14 protein-coding genes are annotated in these 16,268 nt (G+C 58.9%); 11 read left to right on the top strand and 3 right to left on the bottom strand.

From position 1 onward, the window contains the following. The first annotated feature begins 6 nt into the window (after nucleotides 1-6). The 10 genes from ybgC (at nucleotide 7) to glmM (ending at nucleotide 11,694) form a co-directional block, all read left to right on the top strand. Nucleotides 7-456 carry a tol-pal system-associated acyl-CoA thioesterase gene (gene ybgC / locus AVI_RS14320; RefSeq protein WP_015917017.1) on the top strand — a complete coding sequence of 150 codons (450 nt, stop codon included), beginning with the start codon at nucleotides 7-9 and terminating at the stop codon, nucleotides 454-456. Between the two features lie 451 nt (nucleotides 457-907). After that, nucleotides 908-1,627: a protein TolQ gene (gene tolQ, locus AVI_RS14325; RefSeq protein WP_015917018.1), complete on the top strand. Its 720-nt coding sequence runs from the start codon at nucleotides 908-910 to the stop codon at nucleotides 1,625-1,627. 49 nt (nucleotides 1,628-1,676) lie between these two features. Next, nucleotides 1,677-2,135 (top strand): protein TolR, encoded by a 459-nt coding sequence (gene tolR / locus AVI_RS14330; RefSeq protein WP_015917019.1) that lies wholly within the window; start codon nucleotides 1,677-1,679, stop codon nucleotides 2,133-2,135. 9 nt (nucleotides 2,136-2,144) lie between these two features. Continuing rightward, on the top strand, nucleotides 2,145-3,314 hold the full coding sequence (locus AVI_RS14335; protein ID WP_015917020.1) for a cell envelope integrity TolA family protein: 1,170 nt from the start codon (nucleotides 2,145-2,147) through the stop codon (nucleotides 3,312-3,314). A gap of 52 nt (nucleotides 3,315-3,366) precedes the next feature. After that, a complete protein-coding gene (gene tolB / locus AVI_RS14340) occupies nucleotides 3,367-4,674 on the top strand; it encodes a Tol-Pal system beta propeller repeat protein TolB (protein WP_015917021.1) in 1,308 nt (435 codons plus the stop codon). A 231-nt stretch (nucleotides 4,675-4,905) separates the two neighbouring features. Continuing rightward, complete coding sequence (gene pal, locus AVI_RS14345) at nucleotides 4,906-5,439, top strand: peptidoglycan-associated lipoprotein Pal (RefSeq protein WP_015917022.1); 534 nt, start codon at nucleotides 4,906-4,908, stop codon at nucleotides 5,437-5,439. 216 nt (nucleotides 5,440-5,655) lie between these two features. Then, on the top strand, nucleotides 5,656-6,657 hold the full coding sequence (gene ybgF, locus AVI_RS14350) for a tol-pal system protein YbgF (protein ID WP_015917023.1): 1,002 nt from the start codon (nucleotides 5,656-5,658) through the stop codon (nucleotides 6,655-6,657). Then, entirely contained in the window at nucleotides 6,657-8,021 is a 1,365-nt protein-coding gene (gene tilS, locus AVI_RS14355) for a tRNA lysidine(34) synthetase TilS (protein WP_015917024.1), read from the top strand. Before ybgF ends, tilS begins: the two co-directional genes overlap by 1 nt. A 123-nt stretch (nucleotides 8,022-8,144) precedes the next feature. Next, a complete protein-coding gene (gene ftsH / locus AVI_RS14360; protein ID WP_041698195.1) occupies nucleotides 8,145-10,073 on the top strand; it encodes an ATP-dependent zinc metalloprotease FtsH in 1,929 nt (642 codons plus the stop codon). A 268-nt stretch (nucleotides 10,074-10,341) separates the two neighbouring features. Further along, the gene (gene glmM, locus AVI_RS14365) at nucleotides 10,342-11,694 is read left to right on the top strand and encodes a phosphoglucosamine mutase (RefSeq protein WP_015917026.1); all 1,353 of its coding nucleotides are present in this window, start codon (nucleotides 10,342-10,344) and stop codon (nucleotides 11,692-11,694) included. A 99-nt stretch (nucleotides 11,695-11,793) separates the two neighbouring features. Here the strand turns inward: glmM and AVI_RS14370 are convergent, their stop codons facing one another. Next, entirely contained in the window at nucleotides 11,794-12,540 is a 747-nt protein-coding gene (locus AVI_RS14370; protein ID WP_015917027.1) for a YebC/PmpR family DNA-binding transcriptional regulator, read from the bottom strand. 264 nt (nucleotides 12,541-12,804) lie between these two features. Between AVI_RS14370 and AVI_RS14375 the strand changes: the two genes are divergently transcribed. Continuing rightward, nucleotides 12,805-13,308, top strand: coding sequence for a pyridoxamine 5'-phosphate oxidase family protein (locus AVI_RS14375; protein WP_015917028.1), 504 nt, complete (start codon nucleotides 12,805-12,807; stop codon nucleotides 13,306-13,308). Nucleotides 13,309-13,325: 17 nt separating this feature from the next. Here AVI_RS14375 and AVI_RS14380 read toward each other — a convergent pair whose 3' ends face one another. Both AVI_RS14380 and AVI_RS14385 read right to left on the bottom strand, forming a co-directional pair. Continuing rightward, nucleotides 13,326-14,198 (bottom strand): MBL fold metallo-hydrolase, encoded by an 873-nt coding sequence (locus AVI_RS14380; RefSeq protein WP_015917029.1) that lies wholly within the window; start codon nucleotides 14,196-14,198, stop codon nucleotides 13,326-13,328. 138 nt (nucleotides 14,199-14,336) lie between these two features. Further along, nucleotides 14,337-16,148 (bottom strand): potassium/proton antiporter, encoded by a 1,812-nt coding sequence (locus tag AVI_RS14385; protein ID WP_041697043.1) that lies wholly within the window; start codon nucleotides 16,146-16,148, stop codon nucleotides 14,337-14,339. Between the last annotated feature and the right edge of the window lie 120 nt (nucleotides 16,149-16,268).

A 16,268-nucleotide genomic window follows, 5' to 3' on the forward strand; every position in this document is an offset into this window, starting at 1 on the left:
CAAACTATGACCAATGACTTTTCCATTTCCGGCCAGCTGATCGAAGGCGGCCATCGTCTCGTCCAGCGGGTCTATTATGAGGACACGGATTTTTCCGGCCTGGTCTATCACGCCCGCTATCTGCATTTCCTTGAGCGCGGACGCACTGATTATCTGCGCTGTCTCGGCTGCGAACAGAGCGAGCTGATCAATGCCGATGAGGAAGGGCTGGTTTTCGTCGTGCACCGCATGGAGCTGGATTTCAAAAGCCCGGCGCGGATGGACGACATCCTTGTTATCGAGACGATCACCGAAAAGGCCGGGGGCGCCAAGATGGTGCTGCGGCAAACCATTAATAGCGGTGACCGCCGGTTGATCGACGCAAAAGTTGTGATTGCCGTCGTTAACAAATTTGGGCGTCCGCGCCGCCTGCCGGAAACAATCGCCGAGAAGTTCCTCGGTTTCACGCCCGGCTGATAACCTATCGTTAACAATAATGATGTCTTACTAACCTTGCGGTGCTTTGTGCGCCGCACGCCTTCCTTTGACCAAATTTAGCGGCAAAAAGGCAAGCTGGGTGCTTTGGGGATGGCGGATCGCGTTGATGAAACGCCACCGCGCCTATCGGCACATCAGTATATAATACCAGGTCTCGAAGATGCTGACGCATCCTCGACTTGAAGAATTGAAAATATCTCAAATGCATCAAAAGCTTGAGATATTTTCAAGGGGAATACGAAGGGTCATCTTCAATGAGCCTTCGTATAAGTGCATGATCGATCACACTGCCTGATGGTGCAGAGATGATTGCATAGAAAAACGAATTTGTTACAGCGTTGTTTGCGCAAGCCCGCGTGATGCGCAAATAAAGCTGTAAATCCGCCCGGTCTCTTTACGTTCGGGCGTCTGGATTTTAGGAACGGTAGCGATGGAACAAGTAGGATTGGCAGCCGCAAGCCACGACGTCAGCCTTTGGGCCCTGTTCATGCAGGCAGGCTGGGTCGTGAAAATCGTGATGATCGGGCTTCTGGGCGCCTCCGTCTGGACCTGGGCCATCGTCATCGACAAATATGTCAGCTTCGCCAAGGCGCGCCGCCAGTTCGACCAGTTCGAACAGGTGTTCTGGTCCGGCCAGTCGCTGGAAGAATTGTATCGCACGCTGGCAGAGCGCAACAATACCGGGCTAGCGGCCATATTCGTCTCCGCCATGCGGGAGTGGAAGAAGAGCTTTGAGCGCGGCGCACGTTCGCCCATTGGCTTGCAGATGCGTATCGACCGTTCGATGGATGTCACCATGGCGCGCGAAGCCGAACATTTCGAGGCCCGTCTTGGCTCGCTGGCCACCATCGGTTCGGCTGGTCCCTTCATCGGCCTGTTCGGCACGGTTATCGGTATCATGACCTCGTTCCAGGCGATTGCCGGTTCGAAATCCACCAATCTGGCGGTCGTCGCCCCCGGTATCGCCGAGGCGCTGCTGGCAACGGCGATCGGTCTGGTCGCCGCTATTCCGGCCGTTATCGCCTACAATAAATTTTCCGGCGAAGCGGGCAAGCTGTCCTCGCGCATGGAAGGCTTTGCCGACGAGTTTTCCGCCATACTGTCGCGACAGATCGATGAGAAGCTCCAGCCTCGCCAGGCGGCGGAATAAGGCTCCAGTCTAGAACGACTGGGCAAGGTCGGCGAAAGGAATTGATCAGATGGGCATGTCGGTAGGAGCAAATGGAGGCGGCGGTGGCCGTCGCGGCAGCAGGCGCCGGGGCGGCAAGCGCGGTCCCGTCAGCGAAATCAACGTCACGCCGCTGGTCGACGTCATGCTTGTGCTGTTGATCATCTTCATGGTTGCAGCCCCGATGATGACCGTCGGCGTGCCGATCGACCTGCCGGAAACCCAGGCCAGCGCCATGAATTCCGATACGCAGCCGATCACCATTTCGGTCAATCCGGCTGGCGAAATCTATTTGCAGGAAAGCCCGATCCCGCTTGAGGAAATCGTTCCCAAGCTCCAGGCTATCGCCACCACGGGTTACAATGAACGCATCTATGTGCGCGGCGACACGGCTGCTGCCTATGGCACGGTTATGAAGGTTATGGCGCGCATTTCTTCGGCTGGCTACAAGAATATCGGCCTTGTGACCCTGCAAGAACAGGACAAGTGATCTTTCGAAATGAAAGGCAGTCTCGTCACATCTGCGATTTTGCACGCAACGCTGCTGGCCATGGCGCTGGTGACGATTAGCGCGCCTGCGCCCATGCAAGTCGCCGATGTCGAGGCCCTGCCCGTCGATATCGTGCCGATCTCGGAACTGACCCAGATCCAGCAGGGGGATAAAAAAGCGCCGAAGCGCGAAAAATCGGCCCCCACCCCGACCAAGAAGCCGAGCACCGTTCAGAACGCGGAAAACATGGGCGACAACGAAGTCGACATGAAGACCCCGCCGACGCCGTCGAAAAAGCCGTCGCAACAGGAAACCGCAGCAGCTCCTGAAAAGGTCGACAAGGTGTTGCCGACGCAGGACAACGAAACCAATGACGTCAAGGAAATTGCCAAGGAAGAGACGGCGGTAGCCCCTTCCAAGGAAGCCGTGCCGGTGCCGAAGGACGTGCCGACCCCGACGCCAGAGCCAAAGCCGGAACCACCGAAGCCAGAGCCGCCAAAGCCAGAGGCCAAGCCCGAGCCGAAGCCGGAAGCAAAGCCCCAGGAAGTCGCCAAGGCGGAAGACATTCCGCTGCCGACCAGCGTTCCCCTGCCTGCGTCCAAGCCGAAGCCGGAGCCGCCAAAGCCTGCGGAGACCAAGACGCCTGAGCCGAAGCCGACGGAAGCCAAGCCGAAGACCGAGGCCGCCAAGGCACCTGATGTGAAGAAGGCTGACAAGAACCAGCAGGCGGCCAAGGCGAAATCCTCCAAGGAAAGCGATTTCAATGCCGATGAGATCGCCGCCCTGCTGAACAAGACCGATGCTGCTGGTGGTGGTGCCAAACGCTCCACCGAACAGGCGGCGCTGGGCGGCAAGAAGACCACGGGCGGCTCGACACTCAGCCAGAGTGAAATGGACGCCCTGCGCGGCGCGATTCAGAACAACTGGTCGGTGCTGTCAGGCATGGGCGATGCCCAGGGCATGGTGATCCGCGCTCATTTCAAACTGGACGAGAGCGGCAATCTGATCGGCGAGCCGGAAGTGACGGCGACCGGCGGATCGCCCAGCGCCCAGCAGGTGATGATCTCAAGCGCGCGCCGCGCCATTCTGAAATCCGTGCCGTTCAAGAACCTGCCCGTTGAAAAATACGATGCCTGGTCCGAGGTTGTCGTCAACTTCGATCCAAGCGAATTCATGTAAAAGCGAATTCATGCCCACACGAATTCATGTAGAAGCTGAAAGGCTTGCCCTTATGAAGACATTCTCACTCCTGCGTATCCTGATCGTCCTCGTCGGCATGGCGGGCGCCTTTGCCACGCCGGCCATGGCGCTGGTCGAGATCAATATCAATAAGGGCAATGTCGAGCCGATGCCGATCGCCATTCCCGATTTCCTGTCGGCCAATGGCATCGGCGCGAAGATCTCGGCCGTGGTGGAGGCGGACCTCAAACGCTCCGGTCTGTTCGCCCCGGTCAATCACGGCGCCTTCATCGACAAGCAGATCAATCCCGATCAGGCGCCCAACATGCAGAACTGGACGGTGCTGAACGCCCAGGCCCTGGTGGTTGGTCGCATTACCCAGGAAGGCGATGGCCGCTTGCGCGCCGAATTCCGCCTGTGGGATACCTATGCGGGCCAGCAGATGAGCGGCCAGCAATTCTATACCCAGCCTGAAAACTGGCGTCGCGTCGCCCATATCATCGCCGACGCGATCTATGAGCGCATCACCGGTGAAAAAGGCTATTTCGATACCCGCATCGTCTTCGTGGCCGAAAGCGGCACCAAGACCGACCGCAAGCGCCAGCTGGCCATCATGGACCAGGATGGCGAAAACGTCCGCATGTTGACCAATACCGCCAATCTGGTGCTGACGCCGCGCTTTTCGCCGAACCGCCAGGAAGTGACCTATATGTCCTTCGAGGGCAACCAGCCGCGCGTCTACCTGCTGCAACTGGAAACCGGACAGCGCGAAGTGGTCGGCAATTTCCCCGGCATGACCTTCTCGCCGCGCTTCTCGCCGGATGGTCAGCGGGTGATCATGAGCCTGCAACAGGACGCCAACAGTAACATCTACACGATGGACCTGCGCTCGCGCACCACCACCCGGTTGACCAGCACGGCGGCCATCGATACCTCCCCGTCCTATGCGCCGGATGGACGCCGGATCGTGTTTGAGAGCGACCGTGGCGGACGCCAGCAGCTTTACGTGATGAATTCCGACGGCTCCGGCCAGACCCGCATTTCCTTTGGCGAAGGCTCTTACTCCACTCCGGTCTGGTCGCCCCGCGGAGACTTGATCGCCTTTACCAAGCAATCGGGCGGAAAATTCTCTATCGGCGTGATGAAGCCGGACGGTTCGGGTGAGCGGCTTCTGACCACCGGCTTCCATAATGAAGGCCCGACCTGGGCGCCGAACGGCCGCGTGCTGATGTTCTTCCGCCAGGCCGCAGGCTCAGGCGGACCGCAGCTCTATTCCATCGACTTGACCGGCTATAACGAGCAATTGGTCAAAACTCCGAGCTTTGCGTCCGACCCAGCCTGGTCGCCGCTTCTCGAATAGCACTTTCATCGCCTTCCGGCTCCCGCCGGAAGGCGATTGCATTTGATGACCGGTCGTGAATTAAGTAAAGATTAACCATGACCGTTTGCTTCTGGTTAACCAGGATTGATTAGAGTTCGGCAACCACGATTGACACCAGTGTCAATCGGCACTGCTCACACGGACCGCCCAACCGGCTGCCCACCATCACTGCACAATGACTGCCCCACACTACTTGCAAGGAGATCGGCCATGAGCCGCACTGTAACCCCGGTAATGAGCCGCATGCAAAAGCTTGCCAGCAACCCCGCCATTCTCGCTCTCGCCATGACGCTGGCGCTGGCTGGCTGCGCTTCCAAGAAGAACATGCCCAATAGCGCGTCCGAGCTTGGCCTTGGCGGCGCAGGTGCTGCAACACCCGGCTCTACCCAGGACTTCACCGTCAATGTCGGCGACCGGATCTTCTTCGATACCGACTCAACCTCGATCCGCGCCGACGCCCAGCAGACGCTGGACCGCCAGGCTCAGTGGTTGCAGCGTTATTCGCAGTATCCGATCACCGTCGAAGGCCATGCCGACGAACGCGGCACCCGCGAATACAACTTGGCGCTCGGTGCCCGCCGTGCCGCCTCCACCAAGGCCTATCTCGTGTCGCGTGGCATTCCGGCCAACCGGATCAAGACGATTTCCTACGGCAAGGAACGTCCGGTCGCCACCTGCGACGATATTTCCTGCTGGTCGCAGAACCGTCGCGCCGTGACGGTTCTCGGCGGCTCTGGAATGTAATTCACGAAATCGTGCCTGCATTCATGACAGAAACAGGGCGGTCTTCGGGCCGCCCTTTTGTTTTCTTCACACTTTGGCCGAACTCGGTTGCTTTTTGCAAAGAACAGAGAAAAGCTTTATTGGCAGACATCGCAGGCTTGACGGTCGATATTCGACAGCAAAGCCTGACGGGCGCACATCAATCGGGCAATAACACGGAAAACAGGAACCACATCGATGAAGAGACTTGTCGTGGCCGGGATGGTGGGAATGACTGCAATTCTCGCCCCCCCAATCCTCGGAGTCCAAGCGGGCAGCAGTGCCTTGGCCTTTTCGCTTTTCGAACGCCAGCACACGCCGCCAGCGCCAGTCAGCGACATGCCAGTGCAGCAGGTCCAGCAGCAGGGCAGTGACATCGTTCAAGTCCAGCAATTGCAGGACCAGATCCGCCAGTTGAACGGGCGAATCGAGGACATGAGCTACCAGCTGCTGCAAATGCAGGAAACCATCCGTAAGGCGCAGGAAGACAACGAATTCCGATTCCAGGAGCTGGAAAAAAAAAGAAGTGACGCAGGCTCCCCCGGCCAGACCAGCCCGTCGGTAGCGGCGCGCCAGCCGGCTGGTGGCAGTGACGGTGTTGGCCAGATCATCGGAGAAACCGCTGGCAGCCAGGCAACAAGCCCGGCTGGCGGCGGGCGCTCCGCTGCACCCGGTGAAATGACGCTTGGCTCGATCGAAATGGACAACAGCGGCAATCCGGTCGGCGCCAGCGTCAATGGTTCGGCAGGTTCCAACGCCAGCACCCTGCCGGGTACGGCACCTGCCGGTCAGAGCGGAACCAAAACCGCGTCGCTCGGCGGCGAGCAGGATCTCTATCAGATCGCCTATAGCCATGTGCTGTCGGGTGACTACAAGGCGGCGGAAGGCGAATTCCGCGATTTCATCAGCCGCTATCCGAAAAGCGGCAAGGCCGCCGACGCCAATTTCTGGCTGGGCGAAGCGCAATATTCGCAGGCCCGCTACAAGGATTCGGCTGAGACCTTCCTCAAGGCCTACCAGAGCTATGGGAAGACCCCCAAGGCCCCTGAGATGCTGCTGAAACTCGGCATGTCGCTGGCGGCCCTCGACAACAAGGACACCGCCTGCGCCACCTTGCGCGAGGTGAACAAGCGCTATCCCGACGCCTCCAAGGCCGTCCAGAACAAGGCCGCCAGCGAGCAGAAGCGCCTGGCTTGCTGATGCTGCCCGACAGCGCTTCGGAAACACAGCTTCCGGGCCACAATCGTCTGGGCGAATTGATGACGGACACTCTATCCGCCATCTCTCCTGAAGCCGCCATTGCCGCTTTCCTCGACAGAATAAATGATCCGCTGCGCCTTCTGGTGGCGATTTCCGGCGGCAGCGATTCGACCGGCCTGCTGCTTGCCCTGCATGAACAGCTGCAAGCCATGCCAGCCAAAACCGTCACCCTTCACGCCGCCACCATCGATCACGGTCTTCGCGATGGCTCCGCCGCAGAAGCCGAAACGGTTGCAGCGCTTTGCGCAACGCTCGGCATTCCCCATGAAATCCGCCGCTGGACAGGCGACAAGCCGAAAACCGGAATTTCCGCCGCCGCCCGGGCCGCCCGCTACCAGCTGCTGGCCGAGATCGCCAAGGAGATCGACGCCGCTGCCATCCTGACCGGCCACACCGCCGACGATCAGATCGAGACCATCGCCATGCGTGAGAAACGCAGCCGAAACCCTAGGGCGACCGGCCTTGCGGGCATGGCAGAATCCGTCCTGTTTGAAAATTCCATCTGGATCACCCGACCGCTTCTGCGCTCGCGCCGCCAGGCCATTCGCGTATTCTTGCAGGACCGTGGGCATGGCTGGGTCGATGATCCCAGCAATGACAACCCCGCCTATGAGCGCGCCCGTATCCGAGCCCACCTCTCAACGGACCAGCAGCCCGGCCTGCCCCAGAATGAGCGCCTGTCTCTGTCGCAAGGAGCCGCCGCTTTAGTCTCCACCCATGCCACCATGCCTCTGCCAGGACTTGTCGATCTCGATAATGCCCTGTTCGAGGCACCCCGACCGATCCTTTGCCATGCCTTGCAGGCACTGATTGCAACTGTGGGAGGCCAGCCGCATGGGCCTGGGCAGGATGCGCTTGTGCGGCTCATCGCCCTTTGCGAACAGCCACCTGGCGCCAGGGTGACACTCGGTCGCTGCCTTGCACATCGTCATCGCCACGGCATCTATCTGGTACGTGAAGGGCGCAATCTGCCGCATGGTATTGTGAAACCAGGGGAGACTGTGCTGTGGGACGGCCGCTGGCACATCAGCAATATCGGCAGGGCGGAAAGCCGGGTGCAGCCGGGCGAAACCAAAACAGATCAGACGTCCCCCACCCTGGCCACCTCACCCCTCCCCGCCTCGTCCCTGCCCGTTTCACTGGCGGCGCTGGCCCGCCAATCTCTCCCCGGGATCGGTCCAAACCTGCACGCCACGCCTGTGATTGCCCCCTACCAGGGGTTTCTCCCGGGGTTCGACTGGCCGCTCGCCGTGGCTTTGGCGGGTCTTTTCGACGCACCAGGCTTTTTATCACCCTGTTTTTAAATCTTATTGACGGAAAACGAAGTCGGGGCCGCGCTTTGCCTTGGCAAGGCGCTTCAGGAAACCTATGTTACTGTCCGACGATACGGCGTTTTCATGCGCCGAACATTTTTTCTGGGGAGTTCGATGAACCCAAATTTTAGAAATCTCGCGCTGTGGGCGATCATAGCTTTGCTATTGGTCGCGCTGTTCAGCATGTTCCAGACGTCTCCGTCGCAAACAAGTTCCCGCGAGATTCCCTATTCGCAATTCTTGCGTGAAGTTGATTCGGGCCGTGTTCGCGACGTGACCGTCACCGGCAACCGTATCATTGGCAGCTATGGCGAAAACGGCGCCGCCTTCCAGACCTATGCTCCGGTCGTGGATGACAATCTGCTTGAAAAACTGCAAACCAAGAATGTGATGATCGTTGCTCGTCCCGAGTCCGACGGGTCTTCCGGCTTCCTTAGCTATCTCGGCACTCTGTTGCCCATGCTGCTCATTCTCGGCGTCTGGCTGTTTTTCATGCGTCAGATGCAGGGTGGCTCGCGCGGTGCCATGGGCTTTGGCAAGTCCAAGGCCAAGCTGTTGACCGAAGCACATGGCCGCGTCACCTTTGAAGATGTGGCTGGCGTGGACGAGGCCAAGCAGGATCTCGAGGAAATCGTTGAATTCCTGCGCGATCCGCAGAAATTCCAGCGTCTCGGCGGCAAAATTCCGCGTGGCGTGCTGCTGGTCGGGCCCCCCGGCACTGGTAAAACCCTGCTGGCCCGCTCGGTCGCAGGCGAGGCCAATGTGCCGTTCTTCACCATTTCAGGTTCGGATTTCGTTGAAATGTTCGTCGGCGTTGGCGCAAGCCGCGTGCGTGACATGTTTGAACAGGCCAAGAAGAATGCACCCTGCATCATCTTCATCGACGAAATCGACGCTGTTGGCCGCCATCGTGGCGCTGGTCTCGGCGGTGGCAATGACGAGCGCGAACAGACGCTGAACCAGCTTCTGGTCGAAATGGACGGCTTCGAGGCCAATGAGGGCATCATCCTGATTGCCGCCACCAACCGTCCCGACGTTCTCGATCCTGCCCTGCTGCGTCCGGGCCGTTTCGACCGCCAGGTCGTGGTGCCGAACCCCGACATTATCGGTCGCGAGCGCATTCTGAAGGTGCATGCCCGCAACGTGCCGCTGGCTCCCAATGTCGATCTCAAGGTTCTCGCCCGTGGCACGCCCGGTTTCTCCGGTGCTGACCTAATGAACCTCGTCAACGAAGCCGCCCTGATGGCTGCGCGCCGCAACAAGCGCGTCGTCACCATGGCCGAATTCGAAGACGCCAAGGACAAGATCATGATGGGTGCGGAACGCCGTTCCTCCGCCATGACCGAAGCCGAAAAGAAGCTGACCGCCTATCACGAGGCCGGCCATGCGATTACCGCGCTAAACGTCCCGGTCGCTGACCCGCTGCATAAGGCAACCATCATTCCGCGTGGCCGCGCCCTTGGCATGGTCATGCAATTGCCGGAAGGCGACCGCTACTCCATGAGCTATAAGTGGATGGTGTCGCGTCTGGTGATCATGATGGGTGGCCGTGTTGCCGAAGAAATCACCTTCGGCAAGGAAAACATCACCTCCGGCGCGTCTTCAGACATCGAGCAGGCCACCAAGCTTGCCCGCGCCATGGTGACCCAATGGGGCTTTTCCGATATCCTCGGTCAGGTTGCCTATGGTGAAAACCAGCAGGAAGTGTTCCTCGGCCATTCTGTCTCGCAGAGCAAGAATGTCTCGGAATCAACGGCGCAGAAGATCGATACCGAAGTGCGCCGCCTGATTGACGAAGCCTATACCGAGGCCCGTCGTATCATCACCGAGAAGCATGATGCCTTCGTTATTCTGGCCGAAGGTCTGCTGGAATATGAAACTCTGTCGGGTGAAGAAATCAAGGCGCTGATCCGTGGCGAAAAGCCAACCCGCGACAGTGGCGAAGATGGCCCAACCCGCAGCTCTGCGGTTCCCTCCACCGGTAAGAAGGACGCACCTAAGGGTGGCGAACCGGAAGCCGGACTGGAACCCCAAGCGCATTGATCCGCCAAGTCTCGTAAAAAGACCTTGATATCGGTCACAGAACGAAAAGCCGCCCTTTGAACGGGCGGTTTTTTTATGTGGTAACGGGTTATAATCAATGTTGACGGTAATTTAAGTGAATGCGCCGTTAAAACATGCGATGAGCGATGAATGAACGGCGGACGGCCTGCGCACATAGGCATTGCCGGTCAATGCGATGCGTAAAAACAAAGAAAGAGCATTTCGCGCGCTAAAGACGGCGAAAAAGCTTTGGACCTCAGGAGACATCATGACACGACGTTATTTCGGAACCGATGGTATTCGCGGACAGTCGAATGTCTTTCCCATGACGCCGGATCTCGCCATGAAGGTCGGCATTGCCGTCGGTACCATCCTCCGGCGCGGCCATCATCGTCACCGGGTGGTGATTGGCAAGGATACCCGCCTCTCCGGTTATATGCTGGAAACGGCGCTGGTGGCCGGTTTTACCGCCGCGGGTCTGGATGTCTTTCTGCTCGGCCCGATCCCGACACCGGCTGTGGCCATGCTGACCCGCTCGCTGCGCGCCGATATTGGCGTCATGGTCTCGGCCTCGCATAATCCTTTTGCCGATAATGGCATCAAACTGTTCGGCCCCGATGGTTACAAGCTGTCCGATGAGCTGGAAGCAGAAATCGAAGCCCTCTTGAACCAGGAAGCTCCCCTGCCCCTGGCCAGGGCCGAGGATATCGGCCGGGCCAAGCGCGTCGATGGCGACATCTACCGCTATATCGAATTCGTCAAACGCACATTGCCGCGTGATGTTACCTTGAGCGGGCTGCGGATTGCCATCGATTGCGCCAATGGCGCCGCCTATAAGGTCGCGCCCACGGCACTTTGGGAATTAGGCGCCGAAGTGGTGACCATCGGCAACGAGCCGAATGGTCTCAATATCAATCTCGAATGCGGCTCCACCCATCCCGCTGCCTTGCAAAAGAAAGTCCACGAGGTACGGGCCGATATCGGCATTGCGCTTGATGGCGATGCCGATCGGGTGATCATCGTCGATGAAACCGGTGCGATTGTCGATGGCGACCAGTTGATGGCGGTGATTGCCGAAAGCTGGGCCAATGACCAGACTCTCAAGGGTGGCGGCATTGTCGCCACCGTGATGTCCAATCTCGGTCTGGAGCGCTTTCTGGGCGGCAAGGGCCTGACACTGGCCCGCACCAAGGTTGGCGACCGTCATGTCGTCGAGCATATGCGCCAAAACCATTACAATATTGGTGGCGAGCAATCGGGCCATATCGTGTTGTCGGATTTCGGCACGACCGGAGACGGCCTGGTTGCCGCCCTTCAAATTCTGGCAGCGGTGAAGCGCACCGGCAAGACGGTCAGCCAGATCTGCCACCGCTTCGATCCCGTGCCGCAATTGCTGCGCAATGTCCGCATTTCCGGCGGCAAGCCGCTGGAAGACAGTTTCGTCCGCCAGGCCATTGCCGATGCCGAAAGCGAATTGGCCCGCAATGGCCGTCTGGTCATCCGCCCGTCCGGCACCGAACCGCTGATCCGTGTGATGGCCGAGGGCGACGACCGCAGCCAGATCGAGCGCATCGTCAACGACCTGATCGGCGTGATCGCCAACAGCCGCGAAGCGGCGTAAAATCTCATCTTTACACCTGAAAAAGCCCGGCTAAATCCATAGCCGGGCTTTTTGCATTGCGTTCTTTTCTACGCTGTCAACAGCGCGGCATGGATCGCATTAAGCGGAAAGCCTTGCCATCACCTCTTCCGAGACCTCGAAATTCGAATAGACGTTCTGCACGTCATCATCGTCTTCCAACGTCTCGATCAGCTTCATCAGCGACTGAGCCTTGTCTTCATCAACAGGCACTGTGTTTTGCGGTTTCCAGATGGCCTTGACGGATTCGGCTTCGCCAAGCGTCGCTTCCAACGCCTTGGAGACTTCGTTCATGTCCTCAAAACCGCAGATGATCGTGTGGCCGTCTTCGTCGCTGGTCACGTCTTCCGCACCAGCTTCGATGGCAGCTTCCATCACTGCATCGGCATCGCCAACGCTGGCCTTATAGGTGATTTCGCCAACCTTATCGAAGGAGAAGGAAACCGATCCGGTTTCCCCCAGTGCCCCACCAGCCTTGGAAAAGGTCGAGCGGACATTGGAGGCTGTACGGTTGCGGTTATCGGTCAAAGCTTCGACAATCACCGCGACGCCGCCCGGGCCATAGCCTTCGTAGCGGACTTCTTCGTAATTCTCGCCATCGACGCCCGATGCCTTCTTGACGGCGCGCTCGATATTGTCTTTCGGCATCGATTGCGCCTTGGCATTCTGGATGGCCAGGCGCAGGCGGGCATTCATGGTCGGATCGGGCAAGCCAGCCTTGGCCGCCACCGTGATTTCACGGGCAAGCTTGGAGAACATTTTCGATCGCACGGAATCCTGCTTGCCCTTGCGATGCATGATGTTTTTAAACTGTGAATGGCCGGCCATGGCACCCCTGCGACATCTGATTTGTGGCATCCTGCGGCATCGGTCGTGATCCGTCAGGCGCGCTTTAACGCTCTCTCTTTGCTGCATGATTTCGAACCGGATTTAGCTCGCTTGCTCATGCAGCCGCGAATTGGCGCCCTTATAAGGCCCTGTGGCTTGCCATTCAAGGGGGGCGAAGGTGCGAAGAGCCCTTCTGCCCTGGAACAATAAGGCTTTCCTTCCGTTGCCCTGCTGAAGAACACCAGCAAGAAGAGAGGAAAGCCAATGGTCAATCTCACAGAAGCCCGCGAAGAGCCCGCCCGCCAGCTTTGGGAGGAAATCGAAGCCATTCACGCCGGCATGCTCGGCCTGGAAGGCTCCACCACGCATATGCAGCCGATGGCGCCTTACGGAGATCCGAAAACCAATACGGTCTGGTTTTTCACCCGGACCGATTCAGATTTTGTCCAGAATATCCGCCCCGGCAGCCGGGCGCATTTCTGCGTGGTCGGCAAAAACCACGATTACCACGCCAGTCTGTCCGGCGTTATCGATGTGCGCCGCGATCCGAGCAAGATCGATGAATATTGGAGCTCGGTGGTCGAGGCCTGGTATCACAACGGGAAGAAAGACCCCGACCTCACCATGCTCGCCCTGCATATCGACGATGCCGAAGTCTGGGCCTCGACCGGTAATCCACTGAAATTCGGCTGGGAAATCGCCAAGGCCAACATTGACGGCGAAAAACTACCGGATGTGGGGCAGCACCACCATCTGACGTTTGCCTAACGGATTTTATGTGCCGTTTAGAAGCCGCTGAGCACCAGGATCAGCGGCTTTTTTGGCAGGCTGCGCATGGACACTGTCACGGCATTGGTTTCCACAATCCTGACATCAAAACCTGGACCAAACAGCCCAACAAAGTCATTGACGATAGGTCCGCGCCGATGCATGGGCAGGATCAGTGCCGAGCGCAGCCGTTTTACCATTCGGCTCATACTGTCGCTGCCGAGCGTCAAACCCCCATCGACAGGCACCATCACCACATCCAGCCTGCCGATGGCGGCAAATTGCTTGTCCGTTAATTCATGATGCAGATGGCCGAGATGGCCAATGCACAGCCCGGCGACCTCGAAAATGAAGATCGAATTGCCGTTCGGCTCGAAATCACCGCCCCAGCTGCGAATATCGGTGGCCACGTTGCGGATATAGGCATCGCCCACCACAAGGTTGTGGTGAACCGGCTCCCCCGGCTGCGCATCGTTCCAGCCATGCAGAACCTGGGCGATACCAGGGTCGGGCGACAGCGTATAATGGCTGGAATGGGCCTTGTTCATCGTCACCACATCCGGTGTCCGCGCGGAGCGCAGGTATCCGCTGTAATCGGTATCGATCGTCAGGCCCTGCGGCGTTTCAATCTCGAAGGTGGAATGGCCGAGAAAGGTGATGGTGACATTTTCCGCCAGGGCCGCGAGGTGAAGAGGCCCCTTGTCTGGACGAGCGCTGGCATATTCAACGTGAGAAAATCGAGCCCCGGGAAGCTGCTTGGCAACCAATTGGCATTGGCTGACGGGAGGGCGGCTGACGGGAGGGCGGGCGGCAGAGCTTTTATCCTGCGCCAGGGCAAAGCCCGGAAGAACAGCAAGAATACCGAAAATCACCAGCATTCGCGTCATCATGCCCGCCTCAGCTCCTGCCAGCGTTGCATCATGCACACCAAAGTAACCGAAGAATGCGCCGTATAAAAGCGCCGCATGGAATTTATGCTGAAATGTGACCGGCCCCATGTGATAGGGCATCGGGGTCGGTCTTGGCCGCTACTTTTGCACAGCCGCCCGCAGCTTATGGCGCAGGCCCGCCAGCCAATGGGCCGTGCCGGTCAGGCTGAGGAAGGCGGGCGCGTTATCGGTTGGCGCAACCGCTTCCATGGAGACGCCAACGGAGGAAATATGGCCGGTTTCGCCGATATCGCGGACGATCAGGATGATATGGCCGAGCCGGACCCGGTCGGCATATTCGGCCTTGCCACCGAGGCGCGCTTCCATCAGTTCGCCAACGGTTTTTTGCCGGTCGGCCTCGTTCAAAAGCCCGGGCCCGTAGGCCGCATCCAGTTCGGCGGCGGGACGCGAGGGTGAAATGGTAAAGGTGCCAAAAAACTCGCTATCGTCATCATCGACAGGCGCCTTGCTGGCAAACAAACGGTCAAGCAGCCGCGGATAACCGGGGGCAATGAACAGATAGACCTGATCGTTTTCCCGCAGCCGGCCCGCATATTGGTAGCGCATGGATTTGCCATCGCGGATCACCAGCGATGGCATGGCCCAGCGCGGAATGCGCGCGCCGCTGAGCACCGGACTGCCCGCCACGACGCGATAGGACAGCAACTCGTGATGGGCAGCACCCGGCAGATCCAGCTCCACCTTGTCGATAGCGCCGATGCGCGGCGGGATGATCAGGCCGAGCCGTTTGGCCATTGGCTTGATGGTCCAGCCCTGAAGCAGCAGCGAAATCATCACTACGATGAAGGCGGTGTTGAAATAGACCTCACCACCCTTCAGATCACCGAGGATCGGCAGAATGCCGAGCAGGATGGACACCGCGCCGCGCAAGCCGACCCAGGAGATGAACCGCTTTTCCTGATGGGTATAATCGAAGGGAATGAGACACAGCCAGACCGCTGCGGGCCGGGCGATAAACACCAGAAACAGGCCAAGAACCACCGCCGGAAACAGGATCTTGATGAAATGCGACGGCGTGGCCAGAAGCCCGAGCACCAGAAACATGATGATCTGCGCCAGCCAGGTCATGCCCTCCTGGAAGCGGGCAATTGAAGCGCTGCCGGGGATCTTGCGGTTTCCGGCATAGATGCCCGCGACATAGACGGCCAGGAAGCCGCTGCCGCCGATGGCGCCGGTATAGGAAAAGATCACCATCGACATGGCCAGCACGATGATCGGTAACAGGCCGCGATCAATCGGGATTTTCTTGACGATCATCGCCATCATCGCCCCGCCGATCAGCCCGAGCGCCAGACCCATGCCCATCTGCTCGACGAACATCCGCAGCAGGCTCCAGTCGAGACCGGTATGATCCTTGCCAGTGGACACCATCTGCACCAGCGCCAGGGTGAGAAAGATCGCCATCGGATCATTGGTGCCGGATTCCACTTCCAGCGAGGAGCGAACCTTGTCACGGATATTGATGCCGCCAATTCGCAACAGGAAGAACACCGCCGCCGCATCGGTGGAGGCGACGATGGAGCCAAGCAGCATGCCTTCCAGCAGCGACAATTTCAACAGCCAGCAGGCCAGCAGACCGAACAACCCCGCCGTCAACAAAACCCCGACCGTTGCCAGCATGATCGACGGCCCTGCCGCCTGTTTGAAGGATTGCAGCGAGGTCGTATAGCCGGAATCAAACAGGATAACGGCCAGCGCCAGCGAGCCGATGGTATAGGCAACGGAATGATTGTCGAAATGAATGCCGAGACCATCGACCCCGGCCATCAACCCGATGACCAGAAACAACAGCAGCAGCGGCGCGCCAAAGCGAAAGGCGATCAGGCTGGAAAAAGCCGCAAACAGGATCAGCGCCGTCAGAACCAGCGTGACGATGTAGAAATGTTCCAACCTTTCGCCCTTTCTGGCCTTTCGCCCCCGTCTGGCACGATACCCCGGCCCAAGACATCGCTCCACCATCAACGGCCTGCGCACCATGGCACCGAACCACAGACCTCTGATGCCAAAGGC

The sequence above is a fragment of the Allorhizobium ampelinum S4 genome (genome assembly GCF_000016285.1).
In the GTDB taxonomy this organism is placed as follows: domain Bacteria; phylum Pseudomonadota; class Alphaproteobacteria; order Rhizobiales; family Rhizobiaceae; genus Allorhizobium; species Allorhizobium ampelinum.